This window comes from Streptomyces sp. NPDC002785 (genome assembly GCF_040295565.1).
GTDB lineage: Bacteria > Actinomycetota > Actinomycetes > Streptomycetales > Streptomycetaceae > Streptomyces.
Genome location: NZ_JBEOVN010000067.1, coordinates 1 through 22,964, shown reverse-complemented (window position 1 = coordinate 22,964; position 22,964 = coordinate 1). Strand labels below are relative to the sequence as shown.

Sequence of the window (22,964 nt, the reverse complement as noted above, 5' to 3'; positions counted from 1 at the left end):
GACGCGAGGGTCCACGAAGGGCGCATCCGTCCCCGACCAGGGGGATGATCCCGATTCACCCAGCTTCGGCGCAGAGTATGAATTGTCACTCTTCGGCGAGCCTTGTATGGCTTGTTCCGCTCCGGTAGTTCGGTTCCGGCGGAGGCACGTTCTCGTCCTTCCGTTCTGCGGAAGGCGTTCCCCAGGAACGAACCCCGGCCGTCACGCTCCCGGGGAACGTGACGGGCGGACCCGGAGTGCGGCCGGGATCACACGTTCGGGGGCGGTCCCTCAAGGGGGCGCCCGAGGACGCCCGGGCGCTGCTGCCGTGGCAACGGGCCGCTCGGCGGCCGGTAGTCGACGCCGAGCGCGTCAAGCCGGGCGTAGTGCGTGGTCATTCGGCGTTCGAAGTCGGCGAAGTCCCGGTCGGCGGAGGCGGGCAGGGGCGACCAGGCGACCTCCGCGAGCGCCACGAGGCGTGGGAAGACCTGGTAGTCGACGCGGGCCCGGTTCTGCATGACCTCGGTCCAGACATTGGCCTGGGTGCCGAGGATGTGACGGGCCACCTCCTCGGAAAGGCCCGCAGGCACGGGTTCGAAGCGGTAGACGTCCTCCAGGGTACGGACGAAGCCGATGGGCATCGGCTCGTCGGGGCCGCCGTCCTGACGGTGGTCCAGATACACCTGCTGCTCGGGGCACATCACCACGTCGTGGCCGGCCTCGGCGGCGGCGACACCTCCCCCGTAACCCCGCCAGGACGACACGGCGGCGCCCGCCGGGAGGCCGCCTTCGAGGATTTCGTCCCAGCCGATGAGCCGGCGTCCGCGTGCGGTGAGCCAGGTGTCGAAGTGCCGGATGACCCAGGACTGGAGCTCGTCCTCGTCGGCCAGGCCGAATTCGTCGATCCGGGCCTGGGCGGCCGGGGACTCCTTCCACTGGTCCTTGCGGCACTCGTCGCCGCCGATGTGGATGAACGGCGAGGTGGCGGCGGGGAAGAGGTCGAGGATCTCTTCGAGGACGCCCTCGAAGAAGCGCAGGGTGTTGTCAGTGGGGGCGAGTACGTTCGGGTTGATGCCCCAGGTGTCCCAGACGGAGAGGGTGGTGGTGTCGATGACGTCGGTGTTGCCCAGTTCGGGGTACGCGGCGATGGCGGCCTGTGAATGGCCCGGGATGTCGATCTCGGGGACGACGCGGATATGCCGCTCGGCGGCGTACGCGACGATCTCGCGGATGTCGTCCTGCGTGTAGTAGCCGCCGTGCGGAGTCTCGTCCCACAGCTCGGAGGCCCGGTGGCCGTGCTTGGTACGGGACCGCCAGGAGCCGACCTCGGTGAGGCGCGGGTAGCGCTTGATCTCGATGCGCCAGCCCTGGTCGTCGGTGAGGTGGAAGTGGAAGACGTTCAGCTTGTGCGCGGCGAGGAGGTCGAGGTAGCGCAGGACGTCGTCCTTGGGCAGGAAGTGCCGGGCCACGTCGAGCATCATGCCGCGCCAGGGGAAGCGGGGGCTGTCCTCGATCTCCGTGAAGGGGATGGCGGGCCTGCTGCCGGGGCTGACGGGCGCGCGGCGGAAGGCTTCGGCCCCCAGGAGCTGACGGAGGGTCTGCGCACCCCAGAAGACGCCTGCGCCGCTTCCTCCGGTGATCACGACGCTCCGGCCGGACCCGGTGGCCAGCCGGTAGCCCTCGGGCTCCAGGGCGGGGTCGACGCGCAGCCGGATGGCGTTCGCGGCGTCCTCGCCGCCCGGTGCGAGCGGCAGGCCGAAGGCGGCGCCGAGCGTGGAGCGCAGCCAGCGTTCGGTGTTCTCGGTGCCGGGGGCCGCCGCGATGGTGGTGGACGGGTCCAGCAGGAAGCCGTCCCGCGCCTCGTCACCGAAATCACCGACGTGCACGGGTGCCGGGATCAGTTCCATGTCCATGGCGTCAGTCCTTTACCGCTCCGCCCAGTCCCGAGACCAGGCGGCGCTGTACGAGTACGAAGAAGACCAGCACGGGAATGGTCATCACCGTCGAGGCTGCCATGATCCCTCCCCAGTCGTTCTTGTCGGGTTCGAAGAAGACCAGCAGCACCATCGGGAGCGTCGACCGGGAGGTGTCGCTGATGATGAACGACCGGTGGAGATCAGCTCGGCCTGGGACTTGGGGACCTCCGTCCCCAAGTCCTTGAAGATGTCGGTGCGGTAGTACAGCGCCCGTACGCCGACGAAGAGCGGCGCCCCGTAGACCGTGCCGCCGACCGTCACGGACCGCCTGGCAGTCGGCTCCGTGTCCTTGGCCTCGTCCCAGGCGGCGAACTCCGCGCTCACATCGGCGAGTCCGCCGTCCTTGACGTATCCGGCGGTGCCCGTGTTGCCGTACTCGATGAGGTCCGGGGCGCTCTTCGGGTCGTTGAACGCCGCCTTGATGCGCTGGGCGCGGGTGTCGACCGGCATGTACTCGACCTCGGCCTTCGCGCCCTTGTGGGTCTCCTCGAAGTCGGCCACCGCCGCATCCACGACCTGCTCCTCGGGCTTGTTGCCGACCTCCTGGAACAACCGGACACGTTCCGGTCTTCTCGCCCCCCTTTGGCTCCGGTGTCGGAGGTCTGCGGCGCACAGGCGGTGGCGGTGAGATCCGCCGGCACAAATGCCGCGGCCGGGGCGGCAATTCGAGCAGACAGCTTCATCCGGAAACCTCCACCGACAGGCAGGCGTTGCAACATGCGCAACGCGCGTTTCGTTCTGCACAACTGACAGGAGAGTAGGTGCGCACGCAGACGCCGACAAGTGGTCTCAACCACTCTGTGACCCGGCGATGCAGCCCGTGCAACGCAACCCGTGCAACGCAAAAGGCCTCCGGGGCGCACATCGAATGCGCGCCCCGGAGGCCCGAAGCAATGGTGGCCGAACGGCTCCGGACTACTTCTTGTCCTTGCCGCCCTTGCCCTTGTCCTTGTCGCCACCGGCGCCCATGGACTCGTAGATCTCCTTGCACATGGGACAGACCGGATACTTCTTCGGGTCGCGGCCCGGTACCCAGACCTTCCCACACAGTGCGACCACGGGAGTGCCCTCCAGGGCGCTCGCCATGATCTTGTCCTTCTGGACGTAATGGGCGTAGCGCTCGTGGTCGCCGTCGCCGTTCGACACCTGCGGCGTCGGCTCTACGAGGGTGCCCGTACCTGCCCCGCGCTCGGGCTCAAGAGTGCTCATAACCGCCAAGGGTACTGAAAGCCCGGAGCATCAGTTCAGCGAAGGGTCGTCCGGATAGGTGGCGATCATCGCCAGTTCGCTGCGCTGGCGGCGCAGGACCGCCCGCCAGAGGCGCTCGGGGCGCGGGGAGGAGACGTCTCCGGGCTCGGACTCGACGACGTACCAGGCGCCCTCGGACAGTTCGGTCTCCAGCTGTCCGGGGCCCCAGCCGGCGTACCCGGCGAAGATCCGCAGCGAGCCGAGCGCCGGGGCCAGCAGTTCCGGCGGGGCCTCCAGGTCCACCAGGCCGATCGCCCCGTACACCCGGCGGAAGCCAATGGGGTCTTCCCTGTTCGAGCGGAGCCGGGGACTCGGGGAAGGACCCTCGTCGCCGGGGACGACGGCGACACCGAGCGCCGAGTCGAGCGAGACCGGCCCGCCCTGGAAGAGGACATCGGGTTCGCCGGCCAGGCCGGCCCAGGACATGAGGACGTCGCCGACGCCGACCGGGGTCGGGCGGTTCAGGACCACGCCGAGTGAGCCCTCCTCGTCGTGGTCGAGGAGCAGCACCACCGCGCGGTCGAAATTCGGGTCCGCGAGGGCGGGTGTGGCCACGAGCAGCCGCCCTGTGAGCGAGGACACCTCGGTCATGGCAGAAATGATCCCGCATTTCGCGCTCCGCGGGGAACAAATGGGCCGCCCGGTCACCAAGGGGGCTCGAGCGCAGCTCAGGGCGTACGGATGCACGGGGAGCGCGTGGCCCGGAAGGCATTGCGGACGGTAACCCTCCGCAAGAGTGGGGGAGCAGAGCGTGTTGTGGCGGATTCATTACGTTCGCACACCCCCTGCTGCCTTACTGAAGGGGGGTAGTGGGCCATTACCCTTTCGTTTGGCCCCCTGCCCGACCACTCCGGAACGCGAGATTCATGACCGGCACAGACGATGTCCTGCTTGTCCACGGCGGAACCCCGCTGGAGGGCGAGATCCGCGTCAGAGGCGCCAAGAACCTGGTGCCGAAGGCAATGGTCGCCGCGCTGCTCGGCAGCGGGCCCAGTCGGCTGCGCAATGTGCCCGACATCCGCGATGTGCGGGTGGTGCGGGGGCTGCTGCAACTGCACGGTGTGACGGTCCGGCCGGGTGACGAACCAGGCGAGCTGATCCTGGACCCGACCTATGTGGAGAGCGCCAACGTCGCCGACATCGACGCCCACGCGGGCTCGTCGCGCATCCCGATCCTCTTCTGCGGCCCGCTGCTGCACCGGCTGGGCCATGCGTTCATCCCGGGGCTCGGCGGCTGTGACATCGGCGGCCGGCCGATCGACTTCCACTTCGATGTGCTGCGGCAGTTCGGCGCGACCATCGAGAAGCGGGAGGACGGCCAGTATCTGGAGGCCCCGCAGCGGCTGCGCGGCACGAAGATCCGGCTGCCGTACCCGTCGGTGGGCTCCACCGAGCAGGTGCTGCTGACCGCCGTGCTCGCCGAGGGCGTCACCGAGCTGTCCAACGCGGCCGTGGAGCCGGAGATCGAGGACCTCATCTGCGTACTGCAGAAGATGGGCGCGATCATCTCGATGGACACCGACCGGACGATCCGGATCACCGGCGTCGACCGGCTGGACGGTTACACGCACCGGGCGATCCCGGACCGTCTGGAGGCGGCCTCCTGGGCGTCCGCGGCGCTGGCGACCGAGGGCGACATCTACGTACGGGGCGCACAGCAGCGCTCGATGATGACGTTCCTGAACACCTTCCGCCGGGTCGGCGGCGCGTTCGAGATCGACGACGAGGGCATCCGCTTCTGGCACCCGGGCAGCGCGCTGAACGCCATCGCCCTGGAGACGGACGTGCACCCCGGTTTCCAGACCGACTGGCAGCAGCCGCTGGTCGTGGCCCTGACGCAGGCCTCGGGCCTGTCCATCGTCCACGAGACGGTGTACGAGTCCCGGCTCGGCTTCACCTCCGCGCTCAACCAGATGGGCGCGCACATCCAGCTCTACCGCGAGTGCCTGGGCGGCTCCGACTGCCGCTTCGGCCAGCGCAACTTCCTGCACTCCGCGGTCGTGTCCGGGCCGACGAAGCTGCAGGGCGCGGATCTGGTCATCCCGGACCTGCGCGGCGGTTTCTCCTACCTGATCGCCGCGCTGGCGGCGCAGGGCACTTCGCGGGTGCACGGCATCGACCTGATCAACCGCGGCTACGAGAACTTCATGGAGAAGCTGGAGAAGCTCGGCGCGAAGGTGGAGCTGCCGGGCGGAGCGCTGGTCTGAGGCGTGGCGCCTGACGGCCGCTGACGGGGGTTCGGGGCGCTGCCCCGGGCCCCCGTTGTTCGTTCACGGGAGGGGGCGGGTTCGCACCCCTGTGTCCACGATGGCGGCAGAAGCCCAGAACGGGCCCTCTCGGGCCGGTACGACGAAGGGCGGTCACCCTGACCGGGTGACCGCCCTTCGTCGCGCCTGTGGGGCTTACTTGCCCTTGGCGGCTTCCTTGAGCTTGGAGCCCGCGGAGACCTTCACGCTGTAGCCGGCCGGGATGTTGATCGGGTCGCCGGTCTGCGGGTTACGAGCGGTGCGAGCGGCACGGTGGGTGCGCTCGAAGGTCAGGAAGCCGGGGATGGTGACCTTCTCGTCGCCCTTGGCGACGATCTCACCGACGGTCTCGGCGAGCGCGGCCAGCACGGCGTCGGCGTCCTTGCGAGTCACCTCGGCGCGGTCGGCCAGGGCGGCCACCAGCTCACTGCGGTTCATGTTGTTACTCCCGTGTTCTTCTTGCCTGTGAGGCGTGAGATCGAAGCCGATGCTGCCAGGGCCCTCGGACAGTCCCCGGACCCGGGTCTGCAGTCAGACCCTCGCGCCCGATTACGCATCCTGCCCCCACCTGCGGCGGGAAAGCCAATCCGGCACCCTCCGGAGTCACACGAAAAGCACCACTGCCTCTATCGTGGTGACGTTCCGTCGACTCCCCGAAAGCGGTCCGCAGCGGATGCGGGGCTCTGCGGGACGCGCCGCCCGCCCACCCTAAAGGGGCGTTTGGGGCGCCGCGACCCGCGACGCGCCGTACGTCAGGCCAACGTGGTGCCTGTCACAGCACCGCCCGCCTTCGCGGCATCCCGGACGGCGCCGGCGACCGCTCCCGCGACCCTGTCGTTGAAGACCGACGGGATGATGTAGTTCGCGTTCACCTCGTCCTCGGCGACGACATCGGCGAGGGCGCGCGCCGCGGCGAGCATCATCTCCGTGTTGACAGTGTGGGACTGGGCGTCCAGCAGACCGCGGAAGACACCCGGGAAGACCAGCACGTTGTTGATCTGGTTCGGGAAGTCGGAGCGGCCGGTGGCGACAACTGCCGCCGTCTGGCGGGCGATTGCCGGGTCCACCTCGGGGTCCGGGTTCGCGAGCGCGAACACGATCGCGCCGTCGGCCATGGCGGCGACATCGGCGCCGTCCAGCACGTTCGGAGCGGAGACGCCGATGAAGACGTCGGCGCCCACGACGGCCTGCTTGAGGGTCCCGGTGATGGACTCGGGGTTGGTGTTGTCGGCGATCCAGCGCAGCGGCGAGTCGGCGTCGGCGGAGACCAGGTCCTCGCGGCCCGCGTGCACCACCCCGTGGATGTCGGCGACGACGGCGTGCTTGACGCCCGCGGCGATGAGCAGCTTCAGGATGGCCGTACCGGCCGCTCCGGCCCCGGACATGACGACCCGCACGTCCCCGATTCCCTTGCCCACCACGCGCAGTGCGTTGGTCAGCGCGGCCAGGACCACGATCGCGGTGCCGTGCTGGTCGTCGTGGAAGACGGGGATGTCCAGGGCCTCGCGCAGCCGTGCCTCGATCTCGAAGCAGCGGGGTGCGGAGATGTCCTCCAGGTTGATGCCCGCGAAGCCCGGGGCAATGGCCTTGACGATCTCGACGATGGCGTCGGTGTCCTGGGTGTCCAGGCAGATCGGCCAGGCGTCGATGCCGGCGAACCGCTTGAAGAGGGCAGCCTTGCCCTCCATCACCGGGAGGGCGGCCATCGGGCCGATGTTGCCGAGGCCGAGCACCGCGGAGCCGTCCGTCACGACTGCGACGGAGTTGCGCTTGATGGTGAGGCGGCGGGCGTCCTCGGGGTTCTCGGCGATCGCCATACAGACCCGGGCCACACCCGGGGTGTAGATCATCGAGAGGTCGTCACGGTTGCGGATGGGGTGCTTGGACGCCATCTCGATCTTGCCGCCGAGGTGCATCAGGAACGTACGGTCGGAGACCTTGCCGAGCACGACGCCCTCGATGCCGCGCAGGTTTTCGACGATCTCGTCGGCGTGCGAGGTGGAGGTGGCGGCGATGGTGACGTCGATCCGCAGCTTCTCGTGGCCGGAGGCGGTCACATCGAGGCCGGTGACCGAACCGCCGGAGGACTCCACGGCCGTGGTCAGCTGGGAGACCGCTGTGCCGCTCGCGGGCACCTCCAGCCTGACCGTCATCGAGTACGAGACGCTGGGCGCCGTTGCCATGGCCGAGTCCTTCACTTTCCTTAGCTTCATTGCCGCGCGGCCGGGGCACTTGCCTCGGACACGCTTCCCGATCGTCGCACCTACTGGCCGGTAGCCGGTAATGACTGCCACGTTTCGGAAAGCATTTTCCAGCATATGAGAGATGGCCGCTCAGTGGGACCCTCAACCGCTCCCGACCGGGTGCCGGAAGCAGCCAAGTCCGTAAGGAAGCTGCCAGGTCCGTAAACAAGAACAGACCCGCGCCACCGGAAGGTGACGCGGGTCTGTCTTCTTGTTCAAGCGGCACCGACCCGCCATGCTCGCCTCGCGGCAAGTGGTCGCTCGAAGCGACGAAGGTTGGGCCCGGGGGCTTGGATCGAGCCGGTGCCGACACCAGGCTAACAAAGACCCCACAGAAGTGATTCCCACAGGACAGGCCGGTTCAAAAATCTGTCCCGCCGACGGTGCCTCTGCTCCTTGCCTCAGTCCCTCAGCAGGTCCGGGACGCCGTCCTCGTCGGGCAGGTCCCGCTCCCCCGAGACCACCGTGAGCTGCTGCGTCGCACGCGTCAGCGCCACGTACAGCACCCGCAGACCGGCCGGGGACTCGTCCGCGATCTCCGCGGGCGAGACGACCACCGTGGCGTCGTACTCCAGGCCCTTCGCCTCCAGGCTGCCCAGCGCCACCACCCGCTCGCCGAGCTCGGCGAGCCAGCTGCTCGCCTGCGCCCGGCGGTGCATCGCGACCACCACACCCACCGTGCCGTCCACCTCGGCCAGCAGGCGCCGCGCCTCCTCGCGCACCGAAGCGGCCAGATCGCCGCCCCGCACGGTCTCGAAGCGCGGCTTCACACCCGTGGAACGGACCGCCGCCGGTGACTCCATTCCGGGCATCGCGAGCGCCAGGACCTTCGAGGCCAGCTCGGCGATCTCCGCCGGGTTGCGGTAGTTGACCGTGAGGGTGAAGCGGCGACGCGGCCGGTTACCGAGCGCCTCGTCGCGCGCCCGGGCCGCCTCGTCCGGGTCGGACCAGGAGGACTGCGCCGGGTCTCCGACGATCGTCCAGGTGGCGTGCCGGCCACGGCGGCCGACCATGCGCCACTGCATGGGCGTGAGGTCCTGCGCCTCGTCGACGATGACATGCGCGTACTCCGTACGTTCCGCGGCCAGCCGCTCGGCCCGCTCACGCTGGGTCTCCTCGCGCTGCGGCATCAGCTCCTCCAGACCGGAGAGCTGGTCCAGCGGGTCGAATTCGCGCTTCTTCTTCGGCCGGTACGGGGTACCGAGCAGCGTGTGCAGCTCGTCGAGGATCGCCACGTCGTGTACGGAGAGCGGCCCGTTCCCTTCGCTGTCGAGCCGCTTCAGGGAGCGGGCGAAGCGGCGCACCTCGCCCTGGTTGAAGACCCGGCGCGCCCAGCGGCCGAGCCGCTTCTCGTCGGCCATCGCGGCGAGCACCCCGCGCGGGGTGAGCTCGGGCCACCAGGCGTTGAGGAAGTCGAGGAAGGGCGTCTCGGTGGAGACGTCCTCGTCGAAGGAGGAGCGCAGCTCGGCCGCCAGCTCGGGGTCGGTGTAGCGGCCCCGGCCCGAGGACTTCTTCCACAGGGCGTCCAGGAGCAGCCTGCGGGCGCGCGGGCGCAGCAGGTTGACCGGGGCGGTGCCGCCGAGGACGGACTGCCTGATGCGGTGCAGCTCGTCGGCGTTCAGCTCGACACGGGCGCCGAACGCGACGACCCGCAGCCGGGTCGGCGTGACCGGGGCCTCGTCGGCTCCGTCACCGAAGGACAGCTGGCCGTCCCGGTCCTCCGCCCTGCGAGGGGTGCCGGGCTGTTCCAGCGCGCCGCGTGCCGCCTTGCGCAGCACCTGGAGCATCCGGGAGGAGCCCTTGATCCGGGCGACGGCGGGTTCGTCGTACGTGGTGGCGCCCTCGACGCCGGCCGCCTCGTCGGAGAGCGAGCCGACGGCGCGGATCGCGACCTGCCCCTCCTCGCCCAGCGAGGGCAGCACACCTTCGGTGTAGGCGACGAGGAGCGGGGTCGGCGAGACGACGAGGATGCCGCCCGCGTAACGCCGCCGGTCCTGGTAGAGGAGGTACGCGGCGCGGTGCAGGGCGACGGCGGTCTTGCCGGTGCCGGGGCCGCCGGACACCTCGGTGACGGAGGCGGCGGGGGCCCGGATCACCAGGTCCTGTTCGGCCTGGATGGAGGAGACGATGTCTCGCATCGTGTGGCTGCGGGCCTGGCCGAGCGCCGCCATCAGTGCGCCGTCGCCGATGACGGGGAGCTTGTCGCCGCCCAGGTACGCGGTCAGCTCGGGGCGCATCAGGTCGTCCTCCACCCCGAGGACCTTGCGGCCCTTGGAGCGGATGACGCGGCGGCGTACCACCCTGCCCGGTTCCTTCGGCGTCGACCGGTAGAACGGCGCGGCGGCCGGCGCGCGCCAGTCGATGACCAGCGGCGCGTAGTCGGAGTCGAGGACCCCGATCCGGCCGATGTGCAGCGTCTCCGCGATATCGGCGGAGTTGTCGTCGCGTACGGCGTCGTCGGCCGGTTCGACGGACGTGTACGCGCCGTCCGGGCCCCGTTCGCCGTCCTTGCCGAGCAGCAGATCGATCCTTCCGAAGAGGAAGTCCTCGAACTCGCTGTTCAGCCGGTTGAGGTGGATTCCGGCCCGGAACACCTGGGCATCGCGCTCGGCCAGCGCTCCAGGGGTACCGACCTGGCCGCGCTTGACGGCGTCACTCATGAGAAATTCCGCCTCATGGATCTTCTCTTCGAGGCGGTGATAAACACGGTCGAGATGTTCCTGCTCGACACCGATTTCCCGGTCCCGCATCGAATCGACAGCGGCATCCTGCGCGGCCACCGAGGCCCCCTTCTGACGTGCATTGGGCAGCCGTCAACCTTATGCGAAGGGGGCCCGCCGCGCACCTGCCGCGGGTATCGAAATGGCACGGCGGGGTCTCGATCAGGCGTCGGCCTCCACCAGCCGCCTGCCGTCGAACGTACCCGAACCTCCCGGTCGAGACCCTGTGGAGCTCCTTGGTCATCGAATACGGAAGGGAACCGCGATCCATTCGGACCGGCTTCAAAATTCTTTACGGCGGTGCCGCTTCCACGCCCGCGCCCTCATCCGTGACCGCCACGGCCGCCGCCCGGCGCCGGTGCCGGGCCACCCGCTCCCGGTTCCCGCACACCTCGCTGGAGCACCAGCGGCGTCGGCGGCCGCGCGAGGTGTCCAGGTACAGGCGGCGGCAGTTGCCGGCCTCGCAGCGGCGCAGGCCGGCTCGCGCCACGGGGTCGGTCAGGAGCTCCACGACGTCGCGGGCCACGGCGGCCAGCAGTGCCCCGCATTCGGGATCGGCGCTCAGTGTCCGCACCAGCATGCCGCGTGTTCCGCGTACGGCTCGCAGCGCCGGTGGTGCGGCCTCGGCGAGCGCGTTGACCCGCTCCAGGGCGCTCTCGGCCCTGCGGCCACCGAGCTCGGCGGTCAGCAGGCAGTCGACGCCGGTCCTCAACTGGCGGAAGCGCACCACCCAGGTGTCGTCCACGGCACCGAGGTGGGTGCCGCTCGGTACGAGTCCGGCGGCCACCAGCCAGTCGGCGAGGCGCTCGGCGCCGTCGAGCAGTTCGCATGCGCCAAAGGTGCCGATTCCTGTGGCCACCAGGTCCAGGCAGGGGCGGCCGGAGCCGAACCGCCAGTCGTACGCGCTCTTGTCGGCCACCATGCGCGTCTCACCGCCTCGGGGTCTCCGGTCGGGGTCTCCCCCAGAGTGCCCCTCCAAGGGCGGACCTGCGGCGAGAGACACCCCCGTACACGGCACGAGAGGTCCCGTCATGAACCGTACTCGTCCCACCGCCGCCGAGGCCGTACGCGCCGTCATGGTCGCCCGCAACCTGCGCGCCGTCGTTCCGGACGTCGAGACCGTGCACACGACGCCCGTTTACACCGAGGCCGGACCGCGCGGCCCCCGCGTCGCCGTGCGTGTCCACCTCGCCGACGTTCTGCGCCTGCCGCTCGCCGCCGACGCCGACCAGCACCGCGCCGCGTACGGCGCCCTGCGCCGTGCCTACCCCCGGGCGCAGTGGCAGAGCGGCGAGTACCGGTACGACGTCCGCGCCGGCCGGCTGCTCCGCCTCACCCCCGACATGCCGGCGGACGCCCGATGACCGCCGAGACCGTCCTCGACGCCCTCGCCGAGGCGTACGCCGACGAGCCGGCCACGGTCGAGCACTTGCTGCTCGACCTCGCTGCCGCCCGCTCGCACGCCGACCACATGCGGCACTACCCCGCCGCCACCGACTACGGGCGCGAGTCGGCCGCCGCCGGCCTCGACCGCGCCCGCGAGGACCTGCTCGACGTCCTCGACCTGCCCAGCACGAACGGAGTTCCCGCGTGACCGTCATTCCCCTTCACCGCAACGCCCCGGCCGACCTCGCCGGCCCTGCCGACCTCGCCGTCGAGCAGGTCAAGACCCTGCTTGCCCCAATCAACCCGAGCCGCGTGCAGAACCTGCGCGGGCAGTCGCACCTCGAAGCGTGGGACGTCCGCCGGTGGCTTAACCGCGTTTTCGGTTTCTGCGGTTGGGCCGACGAGACGCTCGAACTCGCCTGCGTGTCACAGGTCGAGATCAACCCCGGCCGGTGGACCGTTGTGTACCGGGCGCAGGTGCGCCTCGCCGTGAAGACCCTCGACGGCCGCGTGATCAGCACGTGGGACGACGCCGCCATGGGCGACGGGATCAATCAGAAGTCCCTCGGCGACGCGCACGACCAGGCCATGAAAACGGCCCTGTCGCAGGCGTTGAAGCGTTGCGCCGTCAACTTGGGTGATCAGTTCGGACTCAGCCTCTACAACGACGGATCCCGCGCGGCCGTCGGTCTGTGGTCGGCCGCGCACACCGCGCCGAAGACGGCCGAGAGCGTCGAGGCCCCGGCCGTTCCGGACGACGCCCCCGTGAAGCCCGAGCCGGCGCCCGTCGTCGAGCAGCAGGCCGCGGTCGAGCAGCAGGTGCAGCGCAGCACGCGGGCCGAGGGCGGGCCGTGGGAGACCCCGCCGCCGCAAGAGCAGCAGGCGCCCCCGCAGCAGCAGCGGCCCCGGGCCGTGCCGGACCAGCAGCCGGCCGCGCAGGGTGGGCCGTCGCGCGACTACCTCGCCGACGCGCAGGCCGCCGAGTCGCGCGAGCGGTTCGACCAGGTGCGCGCCGCGGCCGTCGCCGAGGGCGCCCCGCAGGAGTACCTCGCCCAACTCGACGCCGTCGCGCAGCAGAAGGAGCAGGCCGCGCAGCAGCGGGCCCCGAAGCAGCAGGCGCCGAGCAAGCCGGCCGCGAAGAAGGCCGGCCCCGCGCGCCCCGCGGCCGTCCCGTCCGGGCCCGTCACTCCGGATCCGGAAGCCGACGCCGTACGGCAGCAGCACGCCGTCGCCGTCGCCGAGTTCCTTGCCGCGGGTAAGGCCCTCGCCCTCGACCCGTCGCACCTCGACGACATCACCGTCGCCGAGGCCGGTTGCAAGGCCGCCGACTGCACGGTCGAGCAGCTCGCCGGCCTTACCGCGGACCTGCGCGCCGCCGCCGAGGGAGTCGCCGCGTGAGCACCGAGGAGAGCACCGAGCAGGCCGTCGAGGCGCCGAAGTACACCGCGGCGCAGGTCAAGGCCGCCACGACGAAAGAGGCCGTTCTAAAGGCCCTGCTCGACCAGGTCGACGCGGCGTACAAGGACGCCCGTAAGGACGTGCAGGCGATGCTCGACGAGCAGCAGCGCACAACGGGCGGAACGAAGTTCGACGCCACGCTGCCGGACGGGACGAAGGTGGGCGACGTCCGCCTGTCCGGCGGCGAGACGGCCGCCAAGATCACCGACGAGCAGGCGTTCGTCGAGTGGGCGCACAAGACGTTCCCGAGCGAGGCCATGACCCGGTTGGTTCGGCCCGTGCCGGCACGTCTGGTCAAGGCCGTGCAGCCGCGGTTCGTCGCGCTGCTGCTCGAACAGATGACGGCCGCCGGCGTCGCGCAGGTGCACGACGCCGAGACCGGCGAACTGTTCGACGTGCCCGGCGTGGAGATCAAGCCGAGCCGCGCCCGTACGCACTCCGTGAACTTCACCCGGGCAACCAAGGTGAAGCGCGCCGGCCGCGACCTGGTCGGCGAGGCGTGGCGGTCCGGCGTCCTCGCCCCGATCGTGTTGCCCGCCCTCGCCCCGCCGCCGCCCGCCGCGACGACCGCCGCGGCGCCGCAGGCCGACGAGAGCGAGGCTGCAGCGTGAGCCGCATTGTTCGCGGACTCGACCTGTCCCTGACCGGTTCCGGCGTCGCCGGCGCCGGTTGGGCGCAGACCCTCGGCAGCAAGGGCAAGCGGACCGACACGTACGCCATGCGGCGCGCACGGCTGCACCGCCTCGCCGGCCGAATCCTCGACACCGTCGGGGCGTGCGACCTCGCCGTCGTCGAGGGCCCGAGCTACGGCTCGAAGGGCGCCGGAACGTGGGACCGGGCCGGCCTTTGGTGGTTGGTCGTCGACCGCCTCGCCGCGCGCAACATCCCCGTCGCCGTCGTCACCCCGACCGCCCGGGCGAAGTACGCGACCGGTGACGGCCGCGCCGGAAAGCAGGCCGTTGTCGAGGCCGTCGGCCCGCGGTACGGGGTCGCCCTGCGCGACGACAACCAGGCCGACGCGTACGCGCTGCTCGCCATGGGGCACGACTGGCTCGACGAGCCCCTCGCCCCAGTGCCGGCGAAGAACCGGCAGGCCCTCGCCCGCGTCGAGTGGCCCCTGCTGCTCCCGCCCCCGGCCGTGCAGCTCGGCATCGGGGGCGACGACCGGCCGTACCCCGAGACCGTGCCGGCTGTCCCGCGGAAGCGTCGCCGGCGGAAGCCGAGGACCGAGCAGGCCGCGGCCGGCCCCGGGCAGGTCGACGCCCTCGCCCTGGTCGAGCAGGTGAGCGCCGCATGAAGTGCGCGCACTGGATCGGCGCCCGTTCCCGGTACTGCCGGATCCCCGGAGCCCGCCGGTACCTCCCCGGGTACCGGTGCCCCCTGCACACGCCCGCGGCCCTCGCCGGGAAGCCCGAGCCCGGCACGCCGGCGCCGCGGCCGGCCGCCGAGGACGGCCCGCCCTGACACCCCCGACGATCCCCTGCCCGGCGTGCGGAGTCCCCGTGATCCGCACGCCGGGGGGCGACCTGCTCGACCCGACCCCGCACCCCCTCGCCATCACCCGGCCGAACGGCCGCCGGATGACGCCGCGCGAAGTCGTCGAGTGCGCCCTCGAACGCCGGCCGCCCCGCGGACACCACTCGCACCGCCCCGGCGCGCTCCCCCCGTACGACTGCCGCCCCCCGAAGGTCGAGCAGCTCGCCCTCGACCTCGACCTAGGAGACATCGCCCGATGAGTTACGACGCCCGCGAATGGGTGTGGGACCACAGCAGCAGCAAGGGCACCGCCCGTATGGTCCTCGCCCTGATCGCCGACCGGTGCGTCGACCGGCGTTGCATGGCGTACGCGTCCGTCCCGGCGCTCATGAAGCGCGCCAACGCATCCCGTACGGCCGTGCGTGACGCCCTCGACAAGCTGCTCGCCGGCGACGAGCTGCTGCTGCTCCCCGGCCGCAAGGGACCGCGCGGAGAGACGTATTACCACCTCCCGGCCGCCGCTCGATTCCTCGCCGAGCAGCCCGCCGAGGGGGACCGGAATGCGGCCCCCGGGGGACCGGAATCCGACCCGGCCGACCCGTCCGAGGGGGGACCGGAATCCGACCCGGGGGACCGGAATACGGCCCCGGGGGGGACCGGAATCCGACCCGGCGCAGGACCGGAATCCGACCCCCAGAACAGAAGAGAACCGAAGGTGAACGGTAAGAGAGCTGCTGCTCTCACCCCCGCCGCCGAGTGGCAGGTCGACGACGACGCCCTCGCATGGGCACAGCAGCAGGGCCACCTCGACCGGCTCGGCGAGGACGGACTACGCGCCGCCGACGAGAAGTGGCGCGCGTACCGAGCCCCTGCTGCTCCCCGCGCCGCCGCCGCATGGGCTGCTGACTGGCGTTCGTGGATCACCCGGGAGCGCACCCCCGCCCCGGGCCGCCCGAACCTCTACGCCCTGCCCGGCGGATCCCCCGCCGCCCCCGCCCCACCGGCCGGCATGACCCGCGCCGATGCACATACCGCCGCCCTGCTCGCCCTGCTCGACGACGCCCCGACCGGAACGGAGTAACACCCATGGACCGCCGCGAAATAGCCGGCCTGCTCGCCTACATGGGCCGCCTTGACCCCCGCACGATGCGCATCGACCCGGGCGAGCTGCGCGACCAGGTCGACCAGTGGCAGGAGCTGCTCGGCGACGTGCCCCTCGCCACCGAATACGGGTGGGACGCCCGTACCGCGATCCGGTCGCACGTCGTGACCTCGCCTTACCCGATCCTGCCCGTGGACATCGCCCGCCAGTGGAGCAAGCACAGCGCCGACCGCCTCGCCCGGCACACCGACCCCGTCCCGTCCGCCGACCCCGACGACGTCGAGTCATGGCGGGCCGAGCTGCTCGGCACTCGGCACGCCGTCCTCGCCGGACAGCGGCCCCCGAACGAGCAGGCCGCCATCACCAGCGGCGCCACGATCGACCCTGCGGTCGAGGCCCGCCTGCGCGCCATCGGTTCCGTGATCCCGCCGGCCGTACGCGCCGAGCTTTCCCGCTACCGGCCGACCCGGGCCGCACGGGAAGCCGCGGCCGTCGAGGGGCGCCCCGACCCGCTCGCCGTCCGGTGCCAGTGGTGCCAGGCCCTCGCCGGCGAGCCGTGCCGTAACCGCCGTATGGGCCTCGACGGAGGCGCCCGGGGCAACGCCCGCCGCGCGCAACCGCACCCCTCCCGCGTCGACCTCGCCGCCGCCGCACTGCACCGTCAGGAGACCGCCGCATGAGCAGCAGCCCGTACGAACCGCCCGACCGGGCCGAGCACGTCAAGCACCAGGCCGTCGAGGACGACCAGGCCGACGACGAACTCGACCTGTACGAGCGACTCATGAGGCAGGCCCCGACCAGCCGCGACAGCCGCGGCCGTCGCACATGTCGGCACGTCGTCGGCCGTCGCGGGATCCGATAACCCCCCTCCCCAACCGGGAGGACAGGGCGACCCATGCCCGATAGATTTCACGTACGATCCGTTTTATCGCTTTTCGTTTCACGCTCGAAAGAGGAGAGCCGTTGTCTGGCGAGACCGTCATCACCGTTGTTGGAAATCTGGTCGACGACCCCGAGCTGCGGTATACGCCCAGCGGCGCGGCCGTCGCAGCGTTCCGCGTCGCATCCACCCCCCGCGTATTCGACAAGACCGCGAACGAGTGGAAGGACGGGGAAAGCCTGTTCCTGACCTGCTCGGCATGGCGCACCCTCGGCGAGAACGTCGCCGCGTCCCTCGCCCGAGGAACGCGCGTCGTCGTGCAGGGCCGACTCAAGCAGCGTTCGTACGAGGACCGCGAGGGCGTCAAGCGAACCGTTGTCGAGCTTGACGTCGAGGACGTCGGCCCGTCCCTGCTGCGCGCCACCGCCACCGTCACCAAGACCACCGGCCAGAACGGCAGCAACGGCCAGCAGCAGCGCCAGCAGCCGGCCGAGGACCCGTGGAACACCGCGCAGCAGCAGCGCCCCGCACAGCGCCAGCAGCAGCCCCCGCAGCAGGGCCAGTACCAGCAGCAGCAGTACCAGGGCGGATACAGCGACGAGCCCCCGTACTGATCGCGCCCGCGACCGGTCGATGCCGCCCCCGTGCGCAGGGGGCGGCGCCCGTCCCTCCCCCTTTCGCCCCCTCCCGAACGGAGCCCGCCCCGTGCCCAAGACGCCCGACGCCGTCGCCGTCGCATCGCTCGACACGCACCGCCTGATCATCACCGTCCCGAACAACGGACCGGCCGACGTCGTATCGAACCTCGCCCCGTCGACCGTCGCCGGCATCCTGCGACACCTCGCAGCGCAGATCGAGGGCCGGACGCCCGCACATGACCCTCGCCCGGCCGCCAACACCCCGACCGCCGAGGAGACGCAGCAGTGACCGCCGCGACCCGCCGTACCGTCCACCTGACCCGCACCGAGCACGCCCTGCCGCTCCCCGCGTCCCTGCTCGACGTCGTCGACCTGCTCGACACCGTGCGCACCGAACTCACCCGGGCCGACCGCCCCGTCGACGACGCCGAGTTGCGCGTCGTCGAGGGCGAGCTGCTCGCGTTCTACGACGTCCCCCGCGCCGCAGTGGTGACACGATGAGCCGCCGCACCGTACGGGAGCAGGCCCGCCTCGACCGCCGCGCGCAGGTCGACAACCTGCTCGCCCGCTACGCCCGCACCGCCCCGGCCGAGGCCGAGCGCCTGCGCGCCCTGCTCGACGAGGAGTTCGCCGAGGGCGACCGCTACCGCCGGGAGTCCGGCGGACAACAGGCCGCGGTACGCCGGGAGCAGCAGCGCCTTGCCGCCGCCGAACAGGCCATCGTCGAGGCCGAGGAGCGCGCGGCCGTCGCCGAGGCCGCCCTCGCCGAGCAGCAGCAGTGACCGCCCGCCCGCGCGTGCTGTGCGCACATGAGTACGTGCTCATGCAGGACTCATGTCCCGGATGCGACGCCGAGCAGGAGCAGCCCCACTAGGCCGAGCCCGTCGACGTCGTCCCGTCATGGACACCCCGCCGTCACCGTCGTTGCCGGCGCTGCTCCCTGGTCGCCTCGCACCGCATCCACCAGCAGACGCCCGCCGCCGAATGAGCACCGCGGGGCGCACCGAGCAGGCCGCGCCCCGCCGCACCACCGAGGAGACACCAGCCGTGCAGCACCCCGTCGCCATCCGTACCGCCGAGCGCCTGCGCACCATCCGAGAGCAGTGGGGCGCCCTGCTCGCCGCCGTCGAGACCCCGCCCGCCTCGACCACATGGCCGCCGGCCGAGACCCGCGCATTCCTGAACACGGGGGCCACCGACGACGGGGCCCTACTGGTCGAGGACCGGGCGCCCCTCACCCTGCGCCAACACCCCGCGCCGGCGAACCTCGACGCCCTCGACGTCGCCCTGTTCGTCGAGCAGCAGGTATTCGACCTCGCCGACACCCTCGCCGCGGCCGTACAGCACGCCGGCCCCGACGACGTCCGCCGCTGGACGTTCCCCGACCCCGGCGCACCCGACGCGCGCACCGCCACGGGATCCCGCGCGCATGGGCTGCACTGGGCTGCTGTGTACGTCGAGGGCCGCGTGCTCGACGAGGACACCGAGCCCGAGCTGCTGCTCGGCGACGCACTGCTCGCCGCCCCGTTCGCACCGCTCCCCGAGTGGGCGCTGCACGAAGCCGCGCGGGTGGTCCGGGCCTGCGAGCAGCGCGTCGCCCGCATCGTTGCCGCAGACGCGATCACTGAAACTCGCACTCTGCCGACCCCGTGCCCGTCGTGCGGGGGCGCCCTGGCCGTCCGTGCGGCGCCGGCCGACCCGCCGACCGTGATCTGCCGGACGGGGGAGGCGTGCGGGGCGGACACCGAGCGCGATTACCGCGGCCGACGCATGTGGGGGTGGCCGGCCTGCCTCCCGCTGTTGCTTGCGGCCGAGCAAGAGATGCCCGAGGCGGCCTAGGTAGAGCGGGCGCCGATGCAAGGGGTTACACCGGCGCCCATGAGCGTCAGTTGTCGCGCATTACCCCGCCAACTACCGCCCACAGAGCGCGGACGCTCAGGCCGACGGCAACTCGCTTTAGCAACTCGCGAAGCAACGAAGCTCGCTGGGATTCCTTCAAAGGATCTCCCATGTCCACACCTCCCATATACGCGGGATTTGCCCTGTCTCGGGCTAACCGAGGCGGGCCCCCATAGCGCGGACAACTTCGAGCCTATGCGACCGAGTTGGGATGGTGGAAGACGGCGAGTGCTTGTGAACTTAGTTCTGAACCTAGTACAGTGGGTTGTTCACCCCGCCGGCTGCACACCGGCACCCACCACAACCACGGGAGCTAACCCCATGGAGCAGCAGACGTTCACCGAGCAGGCCGGCGTCGCGTACGCCGTGATCGGCAAGGGCAAGCGCGTTCACTACTCGCCGCGCAACGACGACGGCCTGTGTGGTCGCGCCATCACCGCGTACCTTGACGTCGAGGAAGCCGTCGCCCTGTTCGCCAAGGGATATGAGCTGTGCGCGCCCTGCCACCGCGCCGCCGAGAAGCGCGCCGAGGCCCGCCGCCTGGCCGACGCGTCCCCCCTCGCCGCCGCCCTGGTCGACCTGGTCGACACCATCGAGCAGGCCGACGACGAGCAGGCCGCGGCCGACGGAACGTGGCGCGGCGAGTGGATCGGCGCGCAGGACGACGACGAGACCCTGTTCCCCATCGAGCGCGACACCGAACAGGGCGCCCTGTTCACCGACCGCGCCGCCGTCGAGCCGGCCGCCGAGGAGCAGCAGGCCACCGTCGAGACGTACTACTTCCTGCGCACCGACGGGACGCCGTGGGGCCGACAGTCGCGCGAATACTGCGACGGGATGGTCGACCTTGCCGTCGAGCTTGGCCTCGCCCGTACCGAGATGGTCGAGCAGACCGTGACGTACCGCCCCGGGCAGGCCGCGACGACCGTTAACCGCGTCGTGCGCGAGAGCCACCCCGCGGCCCCGGCCGCCGTCGAGCCGGCCGCGGTCGAGGGCGTCGTCGAGGGCGTCGTCGTCGAGCACGCAGGCACCGCCGAGGGCAGCACCCCGAGCAACGCCTCGCACCCCGACGTCGCCGCCGCCCGCGTCGCCCTCGCCCGCCTCGCCGCGGCGACCATGACCGATCACCACGACGTCACCGAGCCGACCGAGGACGAGCGCAGCGTGCGCGGGTACCTGCTCGACCCCCGCGGACAGGGCCGCGTCGCCCTGTACTGGCTCGAAGAGGGCCGCATCGTCCGCCGCGACGAGCAGGGGTACGGGGCGAGCCTCGACTGCCTCGCATGGACGATGGAGCGCGCCGGGTGGACCGTCGAGAAGCTGCGTCGTTCCTCGCAGTGCGTGTTCGCGCACCGCCCCGTCGAGGCCGCCGCGCCTGCTCCGGTTAAGCCGGCCGCCGCGGTCGAGCCGGCCCCGGCCGCGCCCGCGCCGTTCCTGTCCGGCGACCGCGTTGTGTGCGGCGACGGGCAGGTGCGCACCGTCGAGGGCATGACGCACCGCGCGAACGAGCCGGCCCGCGTCGTCGTCGCCGGCGGCGCCGAGTGGATCGCTTCCGAGTGCAGCGTCGTTCCGGCCTGCCTGCACCGGATCACCGTCCGCGCGGATGCGACCGGCAACCCGATCACGGCGTGCGCCCGCAAGCAGTCCAACCAGGAAGCCGGCGTATTCACCGACGAGGGATGCGTCGAGGCGTACGACTGCGCCGTGCAGGCCGCGAACCGGGCCGCCGAGCTGAACGTCGAGGAAGACGCCCCCGCCGGCGACCCGACGTACACATGGGATCTGCTGTGTCCCGACCACCGCGACGCCGAGCAGCAGGTCGACGAGTGCGAGGAGTGCAACGCCGTCGAGGCCGCCGAGCAGACCGCCGCGGACGTCGTCGAGCAGGCCGTCGTCGAGGAGACGCCGCGGTGCATCACGCACGGCGCCGAGTGTGACGACGCCCCGAAGCGCCGGCACCAGTTCGAGCCGACGGCCGACATGGTCGAGGCCGCGCGCGAGGCCAAGCGACAGGCCAAGGCCAAGACCGCGGCGCACATCGCCGAACTCGACGACGTCCTCGCCATGATCGAGCAGGCCGAGCGCGTCGACGGAACGTGGCGGGGCGAGTGGATCGCCGCGGCGCCGGCCGACGCCGAGCTGCTCGATCTCCCGGCCGACGCCGAACAGGGCGCGTTGTTCGCCTGACCACCGGTACCGTTCCGCCCGCCCCCGTGATCGTGCGGGGGCGGGCCCACCGATAAGGAGAAACACTCATGAGCAGCGCGCCGCCGACGACGGCCGATGAACACCTCGCCGAGCAAATGCGCGCGGCCCTGCGTGAGTACGACGCCCGTAAAGCCGCCGAACAGGCCGCCGCCGAGTCCCTCGATCACCGCTTGTTGCGGGCCGCGTCCGCGCGCCTGATTTGGAAGGTCGTAGAGCCGACCCTGCCAGCCCTGATGACCGAGGCAAGCGCAGCCGGCTGGACACCCGACCGCATCGCAGACGCGTTCGGCGTGACCCCGTCGTACGTGTACCGAAAGCTGCGCGAGCAGCCCGCCGAGTAACCGTCAACGCAGCAGGCCCGACCGGTGACTGCACATCACCGACCGGGCCCTAACCACTACGGGAGCTAACCCCGCCATGGCTACACCGAACCCTACCGAGCCGAACAACACCAAGAGGCATACGCCCCCGAAGCCCGGCACCCGGCCGTCGGTGCGCGCCGACGCCGCAGTGTGCGACGACTTCGCAGTGATCATGTCCGCCGGCGGTACCGCGTCGGACGCCATCCGTACCGCCGTCGCCATGCTGGCGGACATGTACCGGACCGGGTGGGCCCATGGTGTCTGCCCGCCCGGGACCGCGCCGCGCCTGCTCGCCTACCAACTAGAGCAGCGTCCGACAACGACACCGGCCCTGACCAGCGGACAAGCCACCGTGTCCGACAGCCGCACGGCACCGCGGCCCGTGTCGCAACGCCTGCCGCGCCCGCCTGTCGGACAGCATTTCTCCGCGTAGCCGCAGCGCGCGGGCCGTGTCCGACACGGCCCGCATCCGGCACCGATTGCACGCCGTTATCAATCTGTGATCTACTTGGGCCGTCCCCGGCGTGCCCGGAAACGTCCGGGGCCGAGTGTCGAGTTGTCGTACGTGGACGCGGTCCTCGGAAAATGGGTCGTGCAGGCGAGCGCAGGCTCCTACATTGCCCGAATGCAGATCGTCGTGACGCTGGACTGTGTTGATACCGAGGCGCAAGCGGAGTTCTGGCTCGCCGCGCTCGCACCGCTGGAATACCGGCGTGCCCTCGACGCACCCCCCTACCTCAGCCTGACCGGGCCCGCGCTGGCGCCAACTCTGCTCTTGCAGCAAGTCCCAGAGCCGAAGCACGGTAAGAACCGAATGCACCTGGACCTCGACTTCGGCACCGCCGATCTGGCCGTCGAGGTCGACCGACTCGAACGGCTCGGTGCCCAGCAATCCTCTGGAGAGCAGACTGAACACGGCTTCCGATGGGTCGTACTCACCGACCCGGAAGGCAACGAGTTCTGCGTCTTCTCGCCGCCATCAGGCGCCAGCACGGCGAAGTAGTCTACGGCTCCGCCTCTCATCACGGAACGTTACAGATCATCGGATCCGAGATCGAGCAGCTCAACGAGCGGGGGCTGCGGGTGCTGCTGCTGGCCCGCGCGCAGAGCGAACTCGAAGGGCCGGACATCGCCGCCGGAGCC

Annotated in this window: 26 protein-coding genes and 2 pseudogenes; 19 read left to right on the top strand and 9 right to left on the bottom strand. The window is 71.1% G+C overall.

The features are described from left to right. Positions 1–248: 248 nt before the first annotated feature. The 5 genes and pseudogenes from ABTZ94_RS18020 to ABTZ94_RS18000 form a co-directional block, all read right to left on the bottom strand. Positions 249–1,892: a beta-N-acetylhexosaminidase gene (locus tag ABTZ94_RS18020; RefSeq protein WP_351202032.1), complete on the bottom strand. Its 1,644-nt coding sequence runs from the start codon at positions 1,890–1,892 to the stop codon at positions 249–251. A gap of 4 nt (positions 1,893–1,896) precedes the next feature. After that, positions 1,897–2,088: pseudogene (locus tag ABTZ94_RS18015) on the bottom strand (carbohydrate ABC transporter permease); the annotation flags it as partial. Further along, positions 2,061–2,638 (bottom strand): annotated as a pseudogene (locus ABTZ94_RS18010) (extracellular solute-binding protein); the annotation flags it as partial. The pseudogenes ABTZ94_RS18010 and ABTZ94_RS18015, both read right to left, overlap by 28 nt. Positions 2,639–2,870: 232 nt before the next feature. Beyond that, positions 2,871–3,164: a DUF3039 domain-containing protein gene (locus ABTZ94_RS18005; protein ID WP_072484142.1), complete on the bottom strand. Its 294-nt coding sequence runs from the start codon at positions 3,162–3,164 to the stop codon at positions 2,871–2,873. Between the two features lie 30 nt (positions 3,165–3,194). Beyond that, positions 3,195–3,794, bottom strand: a complete 600-nt coding sequence (locus ABTZ94_RS18000) for a YqgE/AlgH family protein (RefSeq protein ID WP_351202031.1) — start codon at positions 3,792–3,794, stop codon at positions 3,195–3,197. A 275-nt stretch (positions 3,795–4,069) separates the two neighbouring features. Between ABTZ94_RS18000 and murA the strand changes: the two genes are divergently transcribed. Beyond that, the gene (murA, locus tag ABTZ94_RS17995; protein ID WP_351202030.1) at positions 4,070–5,410 is read left to right on the top strand and encodes a UDP-N-acetylglucosamine 1-carboxyvinyltransferase; all 1,341 of its coding nucleotides are present in this window, start codon (positions 4,070–4,072) and stop codon (positions 5,408–5,410) included. Between the two features lie 195 nt (positions 5,411–5,605). Here murA and ABTZ94_RS17990 read toward each other — a convergent pair whose 3' ends face one another. The 4 genes from ABTZ94_RS17990 to ABTZ94_RS17975 form a co-directional block, all read right to left on the bottom strand. After that, on the bottom strand, positions 5,606–5,887 hold the full coding sequence (locus ABTZ94_RS17990; protein ID WP_003968811.1) for an HU family DNA-binding protein: 282 nt from the start codon (positions 5,885–5,887) through the stop codon (positions 5,606–5,608). Positions 5,888–6,201: 314 nt separating this feature from the next. Next, positions 6,202–7,632, bottom strand: a complete 1,431-nt coding sequence (locus tag ABTZ94_RS17985; RefSeq protein WP_351202029.1) for an NAD-dependent malic enzyme — start codon at positions 7,630–7,632, stop codon at positions 6,202–6,204. A gap of 461 nt (positions 7,633–8,093) precedes the next feature. Then, positions 8,094–10,472, bottom strand: coding sequence for a HelD family protein (locus ABTZ94_RS17980; protein ID WP_351202028.1), 2,379 nt, complete (start codon positions 10,470–10,472; stop codon positions 8,094–8,096). 232 nt (positions 10,473–10,704) lie between these two features. Continuing rightward, a complete protein-coding gene (locus ABTZ94_RS17975) occupies positions 10,705–11,334 on the bottom strand; it encodes a CGNR zinc finger domain-containing protein (protein ID WP_351202027.1) in 630 nt (209 codons plus the stop codon). Between the two features lie 109 nt (positions 11,335–11,443). On the opposite strand from ABTZ94_RS17975, the gene ABTZ94_RS17970 reads away from it, so the two are divergent. The 18 genes from ABTZ94_RS17970 to ABTZ94_RS17885 all read left to right on the top strand — a co-directional run bounded on the left by ABTZ94_RS17970 (position 11,444) and on the right by ABTZ94_RS17885 (position 22,824). Continuing rightward, positions 11,444–11,776, top strand: coding sequence for a hypothetical protein (locus ABTZ94_RS17970; RefSeq protein ID WP_351202026.1), 333 nt, complete (start codon positions 11,444–11,446; stop codon positions 11,774–11,776). Beyond that, the gene (locus ABTZ94_RS17965; protein WP_351202025.1) at positions 11,773–12,006 is read left to right on the top strand and encodes a hypothetical protein; all 234 of its coding nucleotides are present in this window, start codon (positions 11,773–11,775) and stop codon (positions 12,004–12,006) included. Before ABTZ94_RS17970 ends, ABTZ94_RS17965 begins: the two co-directional genes overlap by 4 nt. Further along, entirely contained in the window at positions 12,003–13,196 is a 1,194-nt protein-coding gene (locus ABTZ94_RS17960; RefSeq protein WP_351202024.1) for a Rad52/Rad22 family DNA repair protein, read from the top strand. The genes ABTZ94_RS17965 and ABTZ94_RS17960 overlap by 4 nt, the downstream gene beginning before the upstream one ends. Further along, positions 13,193–13,867, top strand: coding sequence for a hypothetical protein (locus ABTZ94_RS17955; protein ID WP_351202023.1), 675 nt, complete (start codon positions 13,193–13,195; stop codon positions 13,865–13,867). Before ABTZ94_RS17960 ends, ABTZ94_RS17955 begins: the two co-directional genes overlap by 4 nt. Continuing rightward, the gene (locus ABTZ94_RS17950; protein ID WP_351202022.1) at positions 13,864–14,553 is read left to right on the top strand and encodes a hypothetical protein; all 690 of its coding nucleotides are present in this window, start codon (positions 13,864–13,866) and stop codon (positions 14,551–14,553) included. Before ABTZ94_RS17955 ends, ABTZ94_RS17950 begins: the two co-directional genes overlap by 4 nt. A gap of 205 nt (positions 14,554–14,758) precedes the next feature. Further along, a complete protein-coding gene (locus ABTZ94_RS17945; RefSeq protein ID WP_351202021.1) occupies positions 14,759–14,992 on the top strand; it encodes a hypothetical protein in 234 nt (77 codons plus the stop codon). Next, positions 14,989–15,813, top strand: coding sequence for a helix-turn-helix domain-containing protein (locus ABTZ94_RS17940; RefSeq protein WP_351202020.1), 825 nt, complete (start codon positions 14,989–14,991; stop codon positions 15,811–15,813). Before ABTZ94_RS17945 ends, ABTZ94_RS17940 begins: the two co-directional genes overlap by 4 nt. A 5-nt stretch (positions 15,814–15,818) precedes the next feature. Beyond that, positions 15,819–16,514, top strand: a complete 696-nt coding sequence (locus ABTZ94_RS17935) for a zinc finger domain-containing protein (RefSeq protein WP_351202019.1) — start codon at positions 15,819–15,821, stop codon at positions 16,512–16,514. Next, positions 16,511–16,696 carry a hypothetical protein gene (locus ABTZ94_RS17930; protein ID WP_351202018.1) on the top strand — a complete coding sequence of 62 codons (186 nt, stop codon included), beginning with the start codon at positions 16,511–16,513 and terminating at the stop codon, positions 16,694–16,696. Before ABTZ94_RS17935 ends, ABTZ94_RS17930 begins: the two co-directional genes overlap by 4 nt. A 101-nt stretch (positions 16,697–16,797) precedes the next feature. Then, on the top strand, positions 16,798–17,328 hold the full coding sequence (locus ABTZ94_RS17925) for a single-stranded DNA-binding protein (RefSeq protein ID WP_351202017.1): 531 nt from the start codon (positions 16,798–16,800) through the stop codon (positions 17,326–17,328). Positions 17,329–17,419: 91 nt separating this feature from the next. After that, entirely contained in the window at positions 17,420–17,641 is a 222-nt protein-coding gene (locus tag ABTZ94_RS17920) for a hypothetical protein (protein ID WP_351202016.1), read from the top strand. Continuing rightward, on the top strand, positions 17,638–17,853 hold the full coding sequence (locus tag ABTZ94_RS17915) for a hypothetical protein (protein WP_351202015.1): 216 nt from the start codon (positions 17,638–17,640) through the stop codon (positions 17,851–17,853). The genes ABTZ94_RS17920 and ABTZ94_RS17915 overlap by 4 nt, the downstream gene beginning before the upstream one ends. Then, positions 17,850–18,134: a hypothetical protein gene (locus ABTZ94_RS17910; protein ID WP_351202014.1), complete on the top strand. Its 285-nt coding sequence runs from the start codon at positions 17,850–17,852 to the stop codon at positions 18,132–18,134. Before ABTZ94_RS17915 ends, ABTZ94_RS17910 begins: the two co-directional genes overlap by 4 nt. A gap of 202 nt (positions 18,135–18,336) precedes the next feature. Next, positions 18,337–19,191 (top strand): hypothetical protein, encoded by an 855-nt coding sequence (locus ABTZ94_RS17905; protein WP_351202013.1) that lies wholly within the window; start codon positions 18,337–18,339, stop codon positions 19,189–19,191. Between the two features lie 381 nt (positions 19,192–19,572). Next, a complete protein-coding gene (locus ABTZ94_RS17900; protein ID WP_351202012.1) occupies positions 19,573–21,438 on the top strand; it encodes a hypothetical protein in 1,866 nt (621 codons plus the stop codon). A gap of 68 nt (positions 21,439–21,506) precedes the next feature. Continuing rightward, positions 21,507–21,800, top strand: a complete 294-nt coding sequence (locus ABTZ94_RS17895; RefSeq protein WP_351202011.1) for a hypothetical protein — start codon at positions 21,507–21,509, stop codon at positions 21,798–21,800. 76 nt (positions 21,801–21,876) lie between these two features. Beyond that, positions 21,877–22,254 (top strand): hypothetical protein, encoded by a 378-nt coding sequence (locus tag ABTZ94_RS17890; protein WP_351202010.1) that lies wholly within the window; start codon positions 21,877–21,879, stop codon positions 22,252–22,254. A 192-nt stretch (positions 22,255–22,446) separates the two neighbouring features. After that, complete coding sequence (locus tag ABTZ94_RS17885; protein WP_266366087.1) at positions 22,447–22,824, top strand: VOC family protein; 378 nt, start codon at positions 22,447–22,449, stop codon at positions 22,822–22,824. The last annotated feature ends 140 nt before the right edge of the window (positions 22,825–22,964 follow it).